The sequence below is a fragment of the Rhizobium sp. NZLR10 genome, assembly GCF_019685125.1.
GTDB lineage: Bacteria > Pseudomonadota > Alphaproteobacteria > Rhizobiales > Rhizobiaceae > Rhizobium.
In genome coordinates this window covers 28855-44668 of sequence record NZ_JABDWE010000010.1, presented here as the reverse complement: position 1 = coordinate 44668, position 15814 = coordinate 28855, and the positions used below count along the sequence as shown (strand labels likewise).

Genomic DNA, 15814 nt, shown 5'->3' with positions numbered 1-15814 from the left:
ACGCTACTATTATCGACGTTGCCTACGATAAGTGATGCCGATTCTAAGGAGAGGACTTCTTGATGAGCAGAATTCTAATCGTGATCATCTCTGTGCTTGCTGTTGCCAATCTCACCGCCTGCGGAATGATTGGCAAAGGAAAAGGCAAGGCACCGCCACCGGCTGCTGCTCAAGTATATAAGTAGCGACCATCCCTCGATTTGTGACGAGGGTCGAGTTCGGTCCTCCTCACAACTTAAGTCGCCAGCACCGGGCTATCCCCGGAGCCGCGTTCATATGAGCATTCACCCCCCGTGCGAACCGAGGCAGGTGAGAGGAGTGCATTGATGACGCTTGCAAGAGGTTGTCTGCCGCTTGTAATCCTGATGGCGATTGCCGTCGTGTCATGCCAGACCAAAGACAAAGCCCAGCAGCCGCGTTTCACGTCCGATGCCAATGGCCGAACAACCATCTCGGCCAACGAAAATTCAAATCGGTATTTCCTCGAGTTCCGTTCGCGATATGCGCTCAGCTATGGACACACCTATGTTGTCTTTGGGCGCACGGACAAGAACGGAAACATGGTTGATCCGCAGGTCGCCGGCCTCGCCCCGGCCTCGACCGATCCCGGAGCCTACGTCTTGGGCCATTTCGTGCCGGTTTCAGCAACAACCGGAGCGACCGACGGTGATCTGGAAGAGGCGTACCGGTCGGCAAGCTGGAGAGTCATGCTATCGGACGGCGAGTACGAAGACGCTGTTCGCTTCATCCGCAAACAACAGGCAAGTTCCCGTCTCTGGGAAGCAACGGTCTACAACTGCAATGCATTCGTGGCGGACATTGCACGTCACATGGGATACAAGGCGCCCGGCATTTGGCTGAGGCCGCAACAATTCATTACGAAGCTTCGCGAGATGAATACCGGTTGAGGGCATATTGGATTTGACCAAGAAGCTAAAGCGTGTCGCGATCTTTCAGAGTCGCTTGTCACGCTTTAGGTCTTTGTTTTTACCATGTCTTTATCGCAAAACCGCGGCACACTTTTGCGAGACATGCTCTAAGGTAGGTCGACTCATGAATGTACGTTGGTAAACCGGCAAACGCCGGCCAGTGCGGAAAGGCTTTGGTGACCTGATTTGTACCTATCGATCGCTACTGCAGGTAAGGTCATCTGGGTCCTCGGGGTCGTCGTCTGGGCGATCATTCGCCGTCCTCATGCGCGCCGCGCCAAGCGCTTGCAGGTTGTTAGCGACCGCCGCACGCCTTCGGAGGCAGTAGGACTTGCCGCTGGCCTTCTTGGCCTCTCCATCATACCAGCGATCTATGTTGCAACCGGATTTCCCCTCGCTGCCGACTACCCGCCCCATCTGTGGGCCGTGGCACTTGGTGCGATACTTCTCGTCTGTGCGATGTGGGTTTTCCGTAGGACCCACAAGGCCCTCGGCAAGAATTGGTCGATAACGCTGGAGATCCGCGAAAAGCACAAACTCATCTCTCAAGGACCCTATGCCCTTGTCCGCCATCCGATGTACACATCATTTCTGCTCATGGGACTTGGCCAAGCCTTCCTCCTGTCGAACTGGGTGGCGGGACTAGCGGGGCTGCTCGGCGCCGGGATCCTCTTTTTCCTCAGAGTAGACAAAGAGGAGCGTATGATGCTGGACGTTTTCGGTCCCGAGTATCAAGCCTACATGGACAAGACAAAACGAATTATTCCTTATCTCTACTAGAGGTGGCCCCATGCGAGGTCGAGCCATTAAACTCTCCGCATCGCGACGCCTTGTCGGCGATCTGATGAAATTCTCGATCGGTGTGCCGCGCGTCACGGTGCAGCGGAAGATGAATATCAGCGCGCTCCTGGCGGCCAGAACAGCACAGCCAGTCAGGCCGTCATGGACCGTTCTCTTCTTAAAGGCATATGCACTTCTCGCACAGGAACTGCCGGACCTGCGCCGCGCTTATGTCAAGTTTCCGACACCGCGACTTTATGAATATTCAGGAAATGTGGCGTCCATTGCCCACGAACGTGAATATGAAGGCGAGCGGATCGTTCTACTGAGCCTGATCAGGGCTCCCGAGAAGAGATCCATCACTGAGCTTCAGACCTTGATCGAGGCGGCAAGGTCCCGCCCTGTCATGGAGGTCAAGGAATTCCGGCGCATATTGAAGTTTGCACACCTTCCCGGCCCCATCAGGTGGCTTGTGATGTGGCTTGGACTGAATCTCGGTCGGCAGCGGCCGCGTTTTTTTGGCACTTTCCAATTCTCCGTCTACTCTGGCCTCGGGGCAGAATCCCTCAACCCCCTTACGCCGCTAACCACGCTTCTCAACTACGGCCCAATAGACGATGACGGGACTGTAACGGTGCGCATCCATTACGACCACAGGGTCATGGACGGTGCAAATGTTGCACGAGCGCTGGATCGGTTGGAAAACATACTGAATGGCGAAGTCACGGGGGAATTGAAGGGTCTCGCTCAGACAGGAGCCAACCCTGGCACGACAGCCTTGAGAACCGCGACATGAGCCTACAAATCGTGCTCCGTCCAGCCATCGTTGTTGTCGGCGCATCGCGCGGCATCGGGCGGGCCATCGCCAAAGTTGCCGCACGCGAGCGTGCCGCAATTGTTCTTGTTGCGCGTTCGATTGAGGGCCTCATATCGGCGGCGGCAGACGTGCGGGAGGCGGGGGGCGAGGCTTTCGTGCTGGAAATGGATCTCTTGGCCACAGATACATCGACGCGTCTGCAAAATTTCCTGTCGATAAATGCCTTGTTCTGCGATGTCCTCGTCAATAGCGCCGGTTATGGCTTGCGCGGCGCCGCGACCTTATTGCCTATCGACGACCAACTCGGAATTATCGATGTCAACATACGCGCATTAAGCGATCTGACCCTTCGCTTCTTGCCGGAAATGGCGGCGCGGCGGCGCGGCGGCGTAATCAATCTTGGCTCAGTGGCAAGCTTCCTTCCTGGGCCGAATATGGCGTTGTATTACGCCAGCAAAGGCTTCGTGCGCTCCTTTTCGGAAGCACTTCATCAAGAGTTGCGCGGCACCGGCGTGACAGTGACATGTGTCGCTCCAGGACCAGTATCGACAGAGTTTCTGGAGCGATCCGGCGCTGGCCGGTCGACGCTCTTCAAGGTTCTCCCGAAGCTGGACGCGGACTATGTGGCCGAACGAGCCTGGCGCGGCTTCAGGTCCGGGCGGCGCCTCGTCGTACCTGGTACCTCCTCTAAACTGGCCGTTTTTGCGGCGGCGCTCTTGCCCTCGACCGTCTTGCTGCCTTTGGTCAGCAGAATGCAACGCCGAACAAATGATCCATGTCCTTGTGGTTCCGGGGAAAAGTTCAAGAAATGCTGCGGCGGCGGGTGGACAACGTTTCATCGCGGCCGTCGATAAGAGTCACGTAGGGCGCCATCACTTTTTTTATAGCGCATGCGGTTTGGCTGCATTTCCGCATTCCGTTGAGCCTGCGTCATGTAGAAGATCTGCGGGCGCAGCGCGGCATTGAAGTCTCGTTCCAGACTGTCGCGGAGTCGGGCGCCAAGTTCCGCCGAGACTATGCCCGCTACATCCGGCGGCGGTGGGAAGTTTTGCCGACAAGTGGCATCTCGGCGAAATAGTCGTTTCCATCAAGGGCAAGGGCTGGGCGCGGCTCTACTGGCATACGAGCGAGCAGAACAAGACAGCCCGGGCGCTCTACGACAGCTATGTTGAGAGCGACGGCCACATCCGCTACCGCATCAGCTTTTGAGTCTGGGAAAATCTTGGTAGAAAGCGGCGTGATCGCCCTCCCAGTTCGCCATGCCCGGTTTGGTGAGTATGCCGCGCGGGCTGATATAACTCTGAATCACCCGTTTCGGCCGTTCGTGCCATTGGATATTGAAGGCCCAGAGCTTCGGGAAGAAACAAAGTGAGGCATAGGGCAGGTGGTCGTGGATCCACCAGGCGAGCCGTTGCCAGTCGCTTTCATTGCTGTAGTGGTCGAGCATCCACGGCACGGCAATGCAGACCGCGGCACCCATGCAGCCGTCGAAGTCCCGCATATCCCAGATGTGATGCGCGGCGGTGGTAGCATTGGTCGAGCAGTTCAGATCGTTCTCGTTGCCGAACCGGTTTACCGCGGGCGAACGATAGCCGGAGCGGATATGCAGGCGCCCGAAGGTTGCTTCCAGCGGCTCCAGCAATTCCTCGCAGAGCCTCCTGCCCACCTCGATCGCCAGATCGGGATCCTCGGGGATGTTGGGAATGCGGTAGAAATCGGCAATTTCAGAATGCAGGAAATCGCGGAAGAAAAAATTCTGCGACAGCCGTACGCGGCCAAGATCCTCCAGACCCTTCATCGAACCCGGCTTACGCATGACTTTATCTTTCTCCATCGACAGCAGGAATGATCGCCCGGAGCAGATTTCCAGTCCACCCGAAATCGACCGGGAACAATTTGCGCGATCCTCGCTTCTTAATGTGTCGCCGCGTTCGCGGCCTTTCCCAGAACAAGGATCGAGAAAATGGCCAAGGAAAAGACGTTGGAAGATCTCTTCTACGATACGCTCAAGGACATCTATTTTGCCGAACGGCAGATCTTGCGCGCCCTGCCGAAGATGGCGCGCGCCGCCCAGTCTTCCGAACTGAAGGCGGGCTTCGAAAAGCATCGCGAGGAAACCGAAGGCCAGGTCGAGCGCCTGCAGCAGGTTTTCGAACTGATCGGCAAACGCGCTCAGGGCAAGACCTGCGAGGCGATCCAGGGCATTATCGCCGAGGGCGAGGAAATCATGGAGGAATTCAAGGGCACATCAGCCCTCGATGCCGGTCTGATCTCTGCTGCCCAGGCCGTCGAGCATTATGAAATCGCCCGTTACGGCACGCTGAAAACCTGGGCGGCGACACTCGGCCTCAAGGATGCCGTCCGCCTGCTCGACCAGACGCTGCAGGAGGAAACGGCGACCGACAAGACCCTTTCCCAGCTCGCCACCACGGCTGCGAACCAGAAGGCAAAGGCTGCCTGACGGATGAACAGAACGGGCGGCAGGTCTCTTGCCGGTCGCCCGCATCTTCCTAAACATATTTGAAGAAATCGATGAAGGCGCGCAGTGCCGGCCGCATCTGCCGGCGGGTGGGATAATAGAGAAACGCCCCGGAATAGGGCGCGCACCAATCCTCCAGTACCCGCACGAGGCTGCCGCTTGCCAGCTCGGCATCCACGCGCATGTCGAACAGATAGGCAAGGCCAGCGCCGTTCAGCGCCGCAAGCAGGGCCAGCCGGTCCTCGCTGACGATCAATGGCCCGTCGACGGAAACGACCAGTTCCTGCCCATCCTTTTCAAACTCCCAGCGATAGATTGAGCCGTTGGTAAAGCGCCGCTTGATGCAGCGGTGGCCGACGAGATCGCGCGGATGCTGCGGCTTCGGAAAGCGCTTGAAATAATCGGGCGAAGCGGCAATCACCGTCGTCAGATCGGGCGAGACCTTGACCGCGATCATATCGGCTTCCAGGCTCTCCTCCAGCCTTATGCCGGCATCGAACCCCTCCTTGACGATATCGGTGAAGCCGTCCTCATTGGCGATCTCCAGGGTGATATCGGGATAGAGGTTGAGAAAGTCGCCGAGGCGCGGGGCGAGCAGGAGATCGGAGGCAAAGCGCGGCGCGGTGATGCGCAGGTTTCCGGCAGGCCTGGCACGCGTATCGCGGACCGCCTCCAAAGCAATGCCGATCTCTTCGAGCGCCGGGCGAAGCCGTTCGAGAAGCAGGCGGCCCTCCTCCGTCGGCGCGACGCTGCGGGTGGTGCGCGCCAAGAGTCTGACACCCAGGCTCTCCTCGAGGCTCGAGATCGCATGGCTGACGGCCGAGGGCGCAACGAGGAGTTCCTTGGCAGCGGCCCGGAAGCTGCGATGCTCGGAGACGGCTGCGAGAACGGCAAGTTGTGCGAGCTGTGTTCGGTTCATTGATCGAACAGATAGAACAACCCGTTATAAATTGCATGTATTTTCTGAGCGATACGGCAGGAATATGGTCTGTTCGTACCGCACAAACCCCCAAAAGCGGTTCAGCTCAAAAGGAGCGCAGCATGAAAACCCGAAAACTCGGAAATGATCTCACCGTCTCTGCCGTCGGCCTTGGCTGCATGGGCATGAGCTTTGCCTATGGCGCCAGCGACGAGGCAGAATCGATCAGGACCCTTCATCGCGCCATCGATCTCGGCGTCACCTTTTTCGACACCGCCGAAGTCTACGGTCCCTTCACCAACGAGGTTCTTCTCGGCAAGGCGCTGAAACCGTTTCGCGACCGGGCGGTGATCGCCACCAAGTTCGGCTTCAAGATCGATACCAGCCAGGCGGGCACTGCCGCCATCACCGGCGTCGACAGCCGCCCGGAGCATGTCAGAGCGGTCGCCGAGGCCTCGCTGAAGCGCCTGGGGATCGAGACCATCGACCTCTTCTACCAGCACCGCGTCGATCCCAATGTGCCGATCGAGGACACCGTCGGCGTCATGGCCGAGCTGGTGAAGGAGGGTAAGGTCCGCGCCCTCGGCCTCTCCGAAGCCGGCAGCGCCACCATCCGCCGCGCCCATGCGGTGCATCCGATCGCAGCACTGCAGAGCGAATATTCGCTTTGGACGCGCGATCCCGAGGAGGATGTGCTTGCCACGTGCCGCGAACTCGGTATCGGCTTCGTGCCCTACAGCCCGCTCGGCCGCGGGTTCCTCACGGGCGCGATTCGCAAGGTCGACGATCTCGCCGCCGACGATTTCCGCCGGCAGGTTCCGCGTTTCCAGGCGGAGAATTTCGACGCCAACGCGGCACTCGTCGCAACGCTCGAGCGGCTTGCTGCCGACAAAGGCGTGACCGCCGCACAGCTGGCGCTAGCCTGGGTGTTGAGCCAGGGCGACAACATCGTGCCGATCCCCGGCGCCCGCAAGCTTCACCACCTCGAACAGAATGCTGCCGCTGCCGATATCGTGCTGAGTGCGGCTGAGCTTGAAGAGCTCGGCCATGCAATCCCCGTAGGGAAGGTGGCCGGCAAGCGTTATTCGGATACCTCGCTTGCTATGACGAACCTCTGAGCCCTTACTGAAACCAAAGCCCGGCCTGATGCAACCGGCCGGGCTTGCCTTGGCGGCTGGCGAAACTATTTACCGCCATCCCACCAAACGGGATGAAAACATGTCGGACAGGCAAGCAGTCGAACAGACGGTTCATCTCTATGTCGAGGGCATGGCCTTCGCCAATGAGGCGGCCTTGAAAAAGGCCTTCCACCCGAAAAGCTCGATCATCGGCTATTACCAGAATGCCGTCGAATGGCTGACGCGGGACGAATTCATCTCCGCAATCCTGGCGGAGGAGCCTGCCCCGCCCGGAACGCAGCCTTTCATGGATATCCAAAGCGTCGATGTCGAGGGCGATGCGGCGAGCGTCAAGGTTACCGACGATTTCGCCGGAATGCGCTTCACCGATTATCTCTCGCTGCTGAAGATCGAAGGCCGCTGGACAATCGTCAGCAAGCTCTACCATCTTCATACGTGAAAAGACCGGCCGCTTAACGACCGGTCCCATTGTCTCGGCAAAGCCGGCAGGATCAGCTCCTGAGGACGCCGCCGGTGAATTTCATCACGCTGGCGATGATCTTCTGCGTCAGTGTCTCGAAATCTTCATCCGTCAGCGTACGCTCGACCGGCTGGATCTGAACCTCGATCGCCACCGACTTCTTGCCCTCGCCGACCGACGCGCCTTCGAAGATATCGAAGACATTGACGCCGGTGACCAGCTTGCGGTCGGCGCTTGTCGCAGCCTTGATGACCGCGCCTGATTCCACCGTCTTGTCGACGACGAAGGCGAAATCCCGCTTGACCGCCTGGAAGGGCGACAGTTCGAGCGCCGGCTTGGTGCGAGTCGCCTTTTTCTTCGGCTCGGCCATCGCATCAAGATAGACCTCGAAACCGCAGAGCGCGCCGGAGACATCGAGCGCTTCCAAGGTCAGCGGATGGAATTCGCCGAAATAGCCGAGCACCACCTTCGGCCCCATCTTGATGGTGCCGGAGCGGCCGGGATGGTACCAATCCGGTCCACCCCGCTCGATCTGGACATTGCCCATCGGCAGGCCGCAGGCTTCGATGACGGCGAGCACATCGGCCTTGGCATCGAAGACATCGACCGGCTTGCCACCGCCCTTGGCGGCATTCGACCAGGCGCGACCGGCGCCGGCAAGCGAGGCCGTGCCGCGGCGGATGCCGCCGGCAACGCGGCGCTGGCCGTCCGGCCTGTCGTTCTCATAGGTGCCGGAGACTTCGAAGAGGGCGACGTCGGCATAACCCTTGTCGGCATTGCGCTGGGCTGCCGTCAGCAGGCCCGGCAGCAGCGAAGGGCGCATATCCGACATTTCGGCGGCGATCGGGTTGGCAAGCTTGAGGGCTGCCGCCCCGCCGCCGAAGAGTTTGGCCTGATCTTCCGGAATGAAGGACCAAGTAACGGCTTCGAGCATGCCGCGCGAAGCAAGCGCCCGCTTGGCGATGCGGGTGCGGATCTGCAGCGTCGTCAGGATCTTGCCGTTGACCGCCGCATGGCTTTCCAGCGGCGCCGGCTTGATATTGTCGACGCCGTGGATGCGCATGACCTCCTCGACGAGATCGGCCTTGCCATCGACATCGGGACGCCAGGAGGGAACGGCGACGGAGACACGCTCGCCGGAACCGGAGACCGTGAAGCCGAGGCGGGTCAGAATGCTGTTGCTTTCCTCATCCGAGACTTCGAGCCCCGTCAGGCGCTTGACCTCAGAATAAGGGAAATCGACGATCTTTGGTTCGTAACCCTTATAGCCGACGACCTCGGCCCTGGCGGCCGTGCCGCCGCAGAGTTCCAGCACCAGTTCCGTCGTGCGTTCGAGACCGGGAACCATGTAGTCCGGATCGACGCCGCGTTCGAAGCGGTAGCGGGCATCGGTGATGATGCCGAGGCTACGGCCTGATTTGGCGATGTTCATCGGGTCCCAGAGGGCGGATTCGATCAGCACGTCGACGGTGTTCTCGTCGCAGCCGGAATGTTCGCCGCCCATGATGCCGCCGATCGATTCGATGCCGTCTTCATCGGAGATGACGACATTGTTCGGGCCGAGCTTGTATTCACGTTGATCGAGCGCCAGCACGGTCTCGCCTTCGGCGGCGCGGCGGACGGTGAGGTTGCCCTTGACCTTGGCAGCGTCGAAGACGTGCATCGGCCGGCCCTGATCGAAGGTCATGTAGTTGGTGATATCAACCAGCGCATTGATCGGACGCAGGCCGATGGCGATCAGCCGCTGCTGCATCCAGCGCGGGCTCGGGCCGTTCCTGACGCCGCGCACCAGGCGTAGCGCAAAGCCCGGGCAGAGCTTCTGATCGTCGAGATCGAGCTTCAGCTTCACCGGCGTCTCGCCGTCGACGGCGAAGGATGGCGCCGGCCGGGTCTTCAGCGTACCGAGACCGGAGGCGGCAAGATCGCGGGCAATGCCGTGGATCGACGTGCAATCCGGCCGGTTGGGCGTCAGGTTGATCTCGATGACCGGGTCGTCGAGATTGGCATAGGCGGCATAACTCTTTCCGACCGGCGCATCTTCAGGCAGATCGATGATGCCGTCGTGACTGTCGGAGATCTGCAGCTCCTTTTCGGAGCACATCATGCCATGGCTTTCGACGCCGCGGATATTGCCGACGGCAAGCGTCACATCGATACCGGGGACATAGGTGCCGGGAGCGGCAAAGGCGCCGACGAGGCCGGCGCGCGCATTCGGCGCGCCGCAGACGACCTGGACCGGCGCGCCGGCCCCGGTATCGACCATCAGCACCTTCAGGCGATCGGCCTGAGGATGCTTTTCCGCCGAGACAACTCTGGCGATGACGAAGGGCTTGAACGCCGCCTTGTCGTCGACATCCTCGACCTCCAGCCCGATCTCGGTCAAGCGCGTGCAGATTTCATCGAGGCCGGCATCCGTTTCCAGATGCTCTTTCAGCCAGGAGAGCGTGAATTTCATCGTCCCAATTCTCCGTTCAAGCGCTGAGGCCGCCGAACAGCGTCGGCATGTCGAGCGGGCGGAAGCCGTAATGCGTCATCCAGCGGACGTCGGCGTTGAAGAAGTCGCGCAGGTCGGGCATGCCGTATTTCAGCATGGCGATGCGGTCGAGGCCCATGCCCCAGGCAAAACCCTGATACTCGTCCGGATCGAGCCCGCCGTAACGCAGCACGTTCGGATGGACCATGCCGCAGCCGAGGATCTCCATCCAGTCGGTGCCTTCTCCGAACTTGACGATCGGGCCGGAGCGGTCGCACTGGATATCGACCTCGAAAGAGGGCTCGGTGAAGGGAAAGAAGGACGGGCGGAAACGCATCGTCACGCTGTCGACCTCGAAGAAGGTCTTGCAGAATTCCTCGAGCACCCAGCGGATGTTGGCGACATTGGCCGTCTTGTCGACGACAAGGCCCTCGACCTGATGGAACATCGGCGAATGCGTGGCGTCGCTGTCCTGGCGGTAGGTCTTGCCGGGAATGATGATGCGGATCGGCGGTTTCTGCGCCTCCATGGTGCGCACCTGCACCGGCGAGGTATGGGTGCGCAGCACCTTGCGCTCGCCATTCTCGTCCGGGTGGAAGAAGAAGGTGTCGTGCATCTCGCGGGCCGGGTGGCCTTCGGGGAAATTCAGCGCGGTGAAATTGTAATAGTCGGTCTCGATGTCGGGACCTTCGGCGATCGAAAAGCCCATGTCGGCGAAGATCGCGGTGATCTCGTCGACGATCTGGCTGATCGGATGGATGCGGCCGCGCTCGGCAGGCGAAGAGCGCACCGGCAGGCTGACATCGACCGTCTCGGCCTTCAGCCGCGCATTGATCGCCTCTTGGCGGAGCGTCGTTTTGCGGGCGGCGAGCGCCTCGGTCACCGCATTCTTCAAAACGTTGATCGCAGCGCCCTTGGTCTGGCGCTCCTCCGGCGTCATGGCGCCGAGCGTCTTCAACAGTTCGGAGACGGAGCCCTTCTTGCCGAGGGCGGAAACGCGCACGGCCTCGAGGGCCGCCTCGTCATCGGCGGCGGCGATTTCGGCGAGCAGCGATGCGTTGAGCTGGTCGATATCTGACATTGTCACTTCTTTCCGTCCAGTATCAGGCGGGCGATCGGGAGGCAGGCGGCGCCGGCCGGCGCAAGGGATATAAAGAAAGAAAAACCCGCGCTAGCCCAAACCAGCGCGGGTTTCCCAAAATCAAAAATTCAAAGCTTGGGAAGCGCTGGTTACTTGACCGCGCCTTCAAACTCGTTCGCCGTGCCGGCTTCCTTGAGGTACTCAAGAGCCTTCTTGGCGGCGTTGACCAGCGCGCCGAATGCTTCCGGCTCGTGGATCGCCATGTCGGAGAGAACCTTGCGGTCGACTTCGATGCCAGCCTTGGTCAGGCCGTCGATGAAGCGGCCGTAGGTCAGGCCGAATTCCCGGACAGCGGCGTTGATGCGCTGGATCCAGAGCGCACGGAAGTTACGCTTGTTGACCTTGCGGTCGCGGTAAGCGTACTGCTTCGAACGATCGACAGCAGCCTTGGCAGTCCGGATGGTGTTCTTGCGACGGCCGTAAAAGCCCTTTGCGGCCTTCAGAACCTTCTTGTGCTTGGCGTGAGAGGTGACGCCTCTTTTTACACGTGCCATATCATGATCTCCTTAAATCTAGCGTTCGCGGACGAGTCTCAGAGACCGTTCGGCAGGTAATTCTTGATAACCTTGCGGCCATCCGGTTCTGCGAGAACCATGGTGCCACGTGCATCGCGAATGAACTTGTTGGAACGCTTGATCATGCCATGGCGCTTGCCGGCAGCGGCAGCCTTGACCTTGCCGGTTGCGGTGATCTTGAACCGCTTCTTGGCAGAGGACTTCGTCTTCATCTTGGGCATTTTGCTACTCCTTCTGTCCTCCCTGCGCGCTTCATCAAAAAAGCCCTTCTCGCGAAGTCCGGTTCTCCGGCCGTCGCAACAAGGTGCGGGAGCGTTTGTTGTTGATCTGCGGCATCGGCGACGAACCGTTCCGCAAGCATTCGAAACTGCCACGGCATGCCCTGCCGGTCAGTTCGGACGCGCGCTTATAACCGCAGCGTTCTGAAAGTGCAACGGGGCGGCGGAGGAATCTTCGCGCATCCAGTACAAGGCCCGAATCATCATGGCCGAAAGCACAAAAGCCGCCCTTGCGGACGGCCTTGGGGCGAAAAAGTGCCTGGCGCTTACTTCGGCGCCAGCACCATCATCATCTGGCGGCCTTCGAGCTTGGGTTCGGCTTCGACCTTGGCGAACTCGATCGTATCAGCCTTGACCTGCTGCAGAAGCTTCATGCCGAGTTCCTGGTGGGCCATTTCACGGCCGCGGAACTTCAGCGTCACCTTGACCTTGTCGCCTTCGTCGAAGAAGCGACCCATCGCCTTCATCTTCACCTCATAATCATGGGTGTCGATGTTCGGGCGCATTTTGATTTCTTTGACTTCGACGATCTTCTGCTTCTTGCGCGCCTCGGCAGCCTTCTTCTGGTTGGCATATTTCAGCTTGCCCAGATCGAGGATCTTGCACACAGGCGGTTCGACATTGGGGGAAATTTCGACGAGATCGAGGCCGGCTTCCTCAGCCATTTTCAAGGCCTGGTCGGTAGGCACGACGCCCATATTCTCGCCGTCAGCCCCGATCAGCTGAACTTTGGGAATGCGGATTTCACGGTTCGAGCGCGGTCCGTCCTTCACGGGCGCGTCGGTTTTAAAAGGTCTGCGAATGGTCGTATTCTCCTCGCGTTGTTTTCGGAACGTTGCAGCCTCGCGCTCCCATATCGGGGTGCACAAACGTGTCGCGTCATCGCTGCAACGGAGTCAATATCATCCTTTAGCGGAAAAATCACCCGCTGTCAGCCTGCCAAGAATCTGTTTTATAGGGCAAAATAACAGGAGTTTCGCCGATGTTCGATCAGATGCCCAATACCCAGCCGCAGTTCCTGACGGTCGGCGAGGGAGAGGCAGCGCGCGAGATCGCGATGCTGGTGCGCCCGGCGCAGGCCGGCAATGGCGCACCAGCGCTCGTCTGGCTGTCCGGCTACCGCTCCGACATGAGCGGCACCAAGGCGGTGGAACTCGACGGGCTGGCGGCGGAACTTGGGCTCGCCTGCATCCGTCTCGATTATTCCGGCCACGGACTGTCCGGCGGCAGCTTCAGCGACGGCACGATCTCACGCTGGCTGGAGGAAGCGCTTGCCGTCATCCGCCACGTTGCCCCCGAGCGAGTGATCCTCGTCGGCTCGTCGATGGGCGGCTGGATCGCGCTCAGGTTGGCGCAGGAGCTTGCGCGGCAGGACGGCCCGAAGCTCGAAGGCCCAAAACTCGAGGGGCCAAAACTTGAAGGGCCAAAACTCGAGGGGATGGTGCTGATTGCGCCGGCCCCCGATTTCACCTCCGAGCTGATCGAGCCGAACCTCAAGGCCAAGGAGCGCAAGTCGCTTGCCGAGCGGGGTTATTTCGAAGAGCGCTCGCAATATAGCCCTGAGCCGAACATCTACACACGGGCACTGCTCGAGGACGGCCGCGAAAACCGGGTGCTCGACGGCATCATCGAAACGGGCTGCCCGGTGCATATCCTCCAAGGCATGAAAGACGCCGACGTGCCGCATGCGCATGCGATGAAACTGGTCGAACATCTTCCCGCCGACGACGTGGTGCTGACATTCATTCGCGACGGCGACCACCGGCTTTCCCGCGCGAGCGATATCGCGCTTCTGCTTAGCGCCGTCAAAGGCATCATCCGTTCATCGACAAATGTGCAGATGCCCGTTTGAACAGCACCGGCCGAGAAATTCCCCTGACGCAAGCCCCCAACCCGTTGCATTTTAACCATGTCGGCGAGTCGTAAGGTGCTCCCAAGAAGTAACGATTGACTCTTCTTGGCCCTCTCCATTAACACTTTGTTAATAAATAAGGGGCGATGCGAGGAAGAGCGGGCGTGCGGATAAAGGGTATTTTTGTGGCCATGATGGCCATGTTTGCGATGGCGACGGCCGCCATACCGGCCCCCAGCAGAAATGCTTCGATGGTAACGGGCAATGCCACCTCCCAGCCAATTGGCCACTACGATTTCTGTCAGATCCACCGCAGTGAATGCGGCGCAAACCGCAATTCTGGCCCGGTCGAGATGACGCCGGCAAAGTGGTCGCTGGTGCGTTCGGTCAACGCCACGGTCAACCGCACGATCACGCCGATGACCGACAAGGAAATCTACGGCAAGGATGAGGTCTGGGCCTATCCGACCACTGCCGGCGACTGCGAGGATTTCGCGCTGCTGAAGCGCCGGACGCTGATCCAGCGCGGCTTTTCGGCTGCCGATCTGCTGATGACCGTCGTGCGCAAGCCTGACGGTGAAGGCCATGCCGTGCTGACGCTGCGCACCGCCGAGGGCGATTTCGTGCTCGACAACCTCGCCTCCGACGTCAAGCCGTGGTTTGGAACGCCCTATTCCTTCGTCAAGCGGCAGTCGAGCTACAATTCCGGCCGCTGGGTCACCATCGAGAACGGCCGCGACGTACTGGTCGGCGCGCTGCGGTAAGGATTTCCGGGGGGAATGTGGGGAAAAAGGCCGGCGAAAGTCGGCCTTTTTGTTTTTCTGGACGGCGGAGAGGCGTCTACCGTTACCTTTCGCTTCCGCTCAAGGTGTTCGTCGCTAACGCTCCTCACCCATTGCCAATCAATATACCGGCGCCGAGCACCAGGCCGCCGCCGAGCACTACCTGGAAGGCGGCGCGCAGGAAGGGTGTTTCCATGTAGCGGTTCTGGATAAAGGCGATTGCCCAGAGTTCGAAGAAGACGACGATGGCGGCGGTGATGGTCGCCGTCCAGAAGTGCGGGATGAGGTAGGGCAGCGCGTGGCCGAGGCCGCCGAGCGCCGTCATGATGCCACAGGCAAGGCCGCGTTTGACCGGCGAGCCTCTGCCGGAGATCTTGCCGTCGTCATGGGCGGCCTCGGTGAAGCCCATCGAGATGCCGGCGCCGACGGAGGCGGAAAGACCGACAAGGAAAGTCTGCCAGGTATCCTGCGTGGCGAAGGCGGCGGCGAAGATCGGCGCCAGCGTCGAGACCGAGCCATCCATCAAACCGGCAAGACCCGGCTGCACATAGGTCAGCACGAACTGCCGGTGCACCGTCTCGTTCTCGTCGCGCCTGACATCTTCAGGCGTATGTTTGTCGCCCAGCATGCGGGCGATGTCCTCATGCCCTTGTTCGGCAAGGGCGAGATCGCCGAGAAGCTCGCGTGTCGAGGCGTCCGAGGTGCGTTTTGCCGCCTCGACATAGAAACGATAGGCCTGCTCCTCCATCGCCTCGGTTTCCCGCCGCATCGCATCCAGCGTAAGATTTGCCCTGAGCCAGTCGGGTTTGCGTTCGTAAAAGCCCTCGACATGTTCACGCCGAATCAGCGGAATGCGCTCGCCGAAACGCTGGCGATGGATATCGAACAACGACTTGCGATGCGTATCCTCGACCTCGGCCATATCTTCGAAGACCTTGGCGGAGGCCGGAAATTCGCGGCGCAACCTATCGGCATAGGCGAGATAGATGCGGGCATCGTCCTCCTCGGAGGCGATCGCAAGGGCGAGAATCTCCTGCTCGGACAGCGACTCAAAGGATCGTTTCGGGGATCTGAAAAACCGCGCCAGCATGACTTTCTCCAATTCTTTAGAATAATTCTAAATCTAAAGAACGACGCAATGACGGTCAAGTGCTTAGGATTAGTGGGGCGAACCGACTGACAGATTGCCGCAATCGGCACCGACGACTTTGGCTCGTTGCCATGTAGGCCTATATAAGGGCTGCCGCATC

Annotated in this window: 18 protein-coding genes and 1 pseudogene; 11 read left to right on the top strand and 8 right to left on the bottom strand. The window is 60.0% G+C overall.

Annotation, left to right across the window (positions count from 1 at the left end; all coding sequences use genetic code 11):
- Positions 1-62: 62 nt before the first annotated feature.
- The 6 genes and pseudogenes from HJB82_RS16395 to HJB82_RS16370 form a co-directional block, all read left to right on the top strand.
- Positions 63-185 carry an ABC transporter gene (locus HJB82_RS16395; protein WP_207582548.1) on the top strand — a complete coding sequence of 41 codons (123 nt, stop codon included), beginning with the start codon at positions 63-65 and terminating at the stop codon, positions 183-185.
- A gap of 141 nt (positions 186-326) precedes the next feature.
- Entirely contained in the window at positions 327-908 is a 582-nt protein-coding gene (locus tag HJB82_RS16390) for a hypothetical protein (protein WP_221116666.1), read from the top strand.
- A 207-nt stretch (positions 909-1115) separates the two neighbouring features.
- Positions 1116-1709, top strand: a complete 594-nt coding sequence (locus HJB82_RS16385; RefSeq protein WP_207582546.1) for a protein-S-isoprenylcysteine O-methyltransferase — start codon at positions 1116-1118, stop codon at positions 1707-1709.
- 10 nt (positions 1710-1719) lie between these two features.
- Positions 1720-2505 carry a hypothetical protein gene (locus tag HJB82_RS16380; protein WP_221140677.1) on the top strand — a complete coding sequence of 262 codons (786 nt, stop codon included), beginning with the start codon at positions 1720-1722 and terminating at the stop codon, positions 2503-2505.
- Positions 2502-3380: an SDR family oxidoreductase gene (locus HJB82_RS16375; RefSeq protein WP_207582544.1), complete on the top strand. Its 879-nt coding sequence runs from the start codon at positions 2502-2504 to the stop codon at positions 3378-3380. Before HJB82_RS16380 ends, HJB82_RS16375 begins: the two co-directional genes overlap by 4 nt.
- A gap of 17 nt (positions 3381-3397) precedes the next feature.
- Positions 3398-3645 (top strand): annotated as a pseudogene (locus HJB82_RS16370) (IS6 family transposase); the annotation flags it as partial.
- Between the two features lie 79 nt (positions 3646-3724).
- On the opposite strand, the gene HJB82_RS16360 reads toward HJB82_RS16370, so the two are convergent.
- Positions 3725-4342, bottom strand: a complete 618-nt coding sequence (locus HJB82_RS16360; RefSeq protein ID WP_221116665.1) for a hypothetical protein — start codon at positions 4340-4342, stop codon at positions 3725-3727.
- A gap of 147 nt (positions 4343-4489) precedes the next feature.
- Here HJB82_RS16360 and HJB82_RS16355 point away from each other — a divergent pair, with 147 nt between their 5' ends.
- Positions 4490-4987: a ferritin-like domain-containing protein gene (locus tag HJB82_RS16355; protein ID WP_007633960.1), complete on the top strand. Its 498-nt coding sequence runs from the start codon at positions 4490-4492 to the stop codon at positions 4985-4987.
- Positions 4988-5036: 49 nt separating this feature from the next.
- On the opposite strand, the gene HJB82_RS16350 is transcribed toward HJB82_RS16355, so the two are convergent.
- The gene (locus HJB82_RS16350) at positions 5037-5924 is read right to left on the bottom strand and encodes a LysR family transcriptional regulator (protein ID WP_207582542.1); all 888 of its coding nucleotides are present in this window, start codon (positions 5922-5924) and stop codon (positions 5037-5039) included.
- 122 nt (positions 5925-6046) lie between these two features.
- Here HJB82_RS16350 and HJB82_RS16345 point away from each other — a divergent pair, with 122 nt between their 5' ends.
- Entirely contained in the window at positions 6047-7042 is a 996-nt protein-coding gene (locus HJB82_RS16345) for an aldo/keto reductase (RefSeq protein WP_221140675.1), read from the top strand.
- 100 nt (positions 7043-7142) lie between these two features.
- Positions 7143-7502 carry a nuclear transport factor 2 family protein gene (locus HJB82_RS16340; protein WP_221116663.1) on the top strand — a complete coding sequence of 120 codons (360 nt, stop codon included), beginning with the start codon at positions 7143-7145 and terminating at the stop codon, positions 7500-7502.
- A 52-nt stretch (positions 7503-7554) separates the two neighbouring features.
- Here HJB82_RS16340 and pheT read toward each other — a convergent pair whose 3' ends face one another.
- From pheT to infC, 5 genes are all read right to left on the bottom strand, one after another.
- Positions 7555-9978 carry a phenylalanine--tRNA ligase subunit beta gene (pheT, locus tag HJB82_RS16335; RefSeq protein WP_221140673.1) on the bottom strand — a complete coding sequence of 808 codons (2424 nt, stop codon included), beginning with the start codon at positions 9976-9978 and terminating at the stop codon, positions 7555-7557.
- Between the two features lie 16 nt (positions 9979-9994).
- Positions 9995-11077, bottom strand: a complete 1083-nt coding sequence (pheS, locus tag HJB82_RS16330; protein ID WP_221116661.1) for a phenylalanine--tRNA ligase subunit alpha — start codon at positions 11075-11077, stop codon at positions 9995-9997.
- A 149-nt stretch (positions 11078-11226) separates the two neighbouring features.
- The gene (gene rplT, locus HJB82_RS16325) at positions 11227-11631 is read right to left on the bottom strand and encodes a 50S ribosomal protein L20 (protein ID WP_209879723.1); all 405 of its coding nucleotides are present in this window, start codon (positions 11629-11631) and stop codon (positions 11227-11229) included.
- A 38-nt stretch (positions 11632-11669) separates the two neighbouring features.
- Positions 11670-11873 carry a 50S ribosomal protein L35 gene (gene rpmI / locus HJB82_RS16320; protein ID WP_003544621.1) on the bottom strand — a complete coding sequence of 68 codons (204 nt, stop codon included), beginning with the start codon at positions 11871-11873 and terminating at the stop codon, positions 11670-11672.
- Between the two features lie 323 nt (positions 11874-12196).
- On the bottom strand, positions 12197-12733 hold the full coding sequence (gene infC / locus HJB82_RS16315; RefSeq protein ID WP_081525788.1) for a translation initiation factor IF-3: 537 nt from the start codon (positions 12731-12733) through the stop codon (positions 12197-12199).
- A gap of 179 nt (positions 12734-12912) precedes the next feature.
- On the opposite strand from infC, the gene HJB82_RS16310 reads away from it, so the two are divergent.
- Together HJB82_RS16310 and HJB82_RS16305 are read left to right on the top strand one after the other, a co-directional pair.
- Positions 12913-13782 (top strand): carboxylesterase, encoded by an 870-nt coding sequence (locus tag HJB82_RS16310; RefSeq protein ID WP_221132377.1) that lies wholly within the window; start codon positions 12913-12915, stop codon positions 13780-13782.
- Between the two features lie 164 nt (positions 13783-13946).
- Positions 13947-14546: a transglutaminase-like cysteine peptidase gene (locus tag HJB82_RS16305; RefSeq protein ID WP_207582537.1), complete on the top strand. Its 600-nt coding sequence runs from the start codon at positions 13947-13949 to the stop codon at positions 14544-14546.
- Positions 14547-14670: 124 nt separating this feature from the next.
- Here the strand turns inward: HJB82_RS16305 and mbfA are convergent, their stop codons facing one another.
- Complete coding sequence (mbfA, locus tag HJB82_RS16300; RefSeq protein ID WP_221132375.1) at positions 14671-15654, bottom strand: iron exporter MbfA; 984 nt, start codon at positions 15652-15654, stop codon at positions 14671-14673.
- Between the last annotated feature and the right edge of the window lie 160 nt (positions 15655-15814).

Bases quoted from the DNA above. Each gene is read 5' to 3' on its own strand.
- HJB82_RS16395 (WP_207582548.1), top strand. From the start codon at position 63: ATGAGCAGAATTCTAATCGTGATCATCTCTGTGCTTGCTGTTGCCAAT.
- HJB82_RS16390 (WP_221116666.1), top strand. From the start codon at position 327: ATGACGCTTGCAAGAGGTTGTCTGCCGCTTGTAATCCTGATGGCGATT.
- HJB82_RS16380 (WP_221140677.1), top strand. From the start codon at position 1,720: ATGCGAGGTCGAGCCATTAAACTCTCCGCATCGCGACGCCTTGTCGGC.
- HJB82_RS16375 (WP_207582544.1), top strand. From the start codon at position 2,502: ATGAGCCTACAAATCGTGCTCCGTCCAGCCATCGTTGTTGTCGGCGCA.
- HJB82_RS16360 (WP_221116665.1), bottom strand. From the start codon at position 4,342: ATGCGTAAGCCGGGTTCGATGAAGGGTCTGGAGGATCTTGGCCGCGTA.
- HJB82_RS16355 (WP_007633960.1), top strand. From the start codon at position 4,490: ATGGCCAAGGAAAAGACGTTGGAAGATCTCTTCTACGATACGCTCAAG.
- HJB82_RS16350 (WP_207582542.1), bottom strand. From the start codon at position 5,924: ATGAACCGAACACAGCTCGCACAACTTGCCGTTCTCGCAGCCGTCTCC.
- HJB82_RS16345 (WP_221140675.1), top strand. From the start codon at position 6,047: ATGAAAACCCGAAAACTCGGAAATGATCTCACCGTCTCTGCCGTCGGC.
- HJB82_RS16340 (WP_221116663.1), top strand. From the start codon at position 7,143: ATGTCGGACAGGCAAGCAGTCGAACAGACGGTTCATCTCTATGTCGAG.
- pheT (WP_221140673.1), bottom strand. From the start codon at position 9,978: ATGAAATTCACGCTCTCCTGGCTGAAAGAGCATCTGGAAACGGATGCC.
- pheS (WP_221116661.1), bottom strand. From the start codon at position 11,077: ATGTCAGATATCGACCAGCTCAACGCATCGCTGCTCGCCGAAATCGCC.
- rplT (WP_209879723.1), bottom strand. From the start codon at position 11,631: ATGGCACGTGTAAAAAGAGGCGTCACCTCTCACGCCAAGCACAAGAAG.
- rpmI (WP_003544621.1), bottom strand. From the start codon at position 11,873: ATGCCCAAGATGAAGACGAAGTCCTCTGCCAAGAAGCGGTTCAAGATC.
- HJB82_RS16310 (WP_221132377.1), top strand. From the start codon at position 12,913: ATGTTCGATCAGATGCCCAATACCCAGCCGCAGTTCCTGACGGTCGGC.
- mbfA (WP_221132375.1), bottom strand. From the start codon at position 15,654: ATGCTGGCGCGGTTTTTCAGATCCCCGAAACGATCCTTTGAGTCGCTG.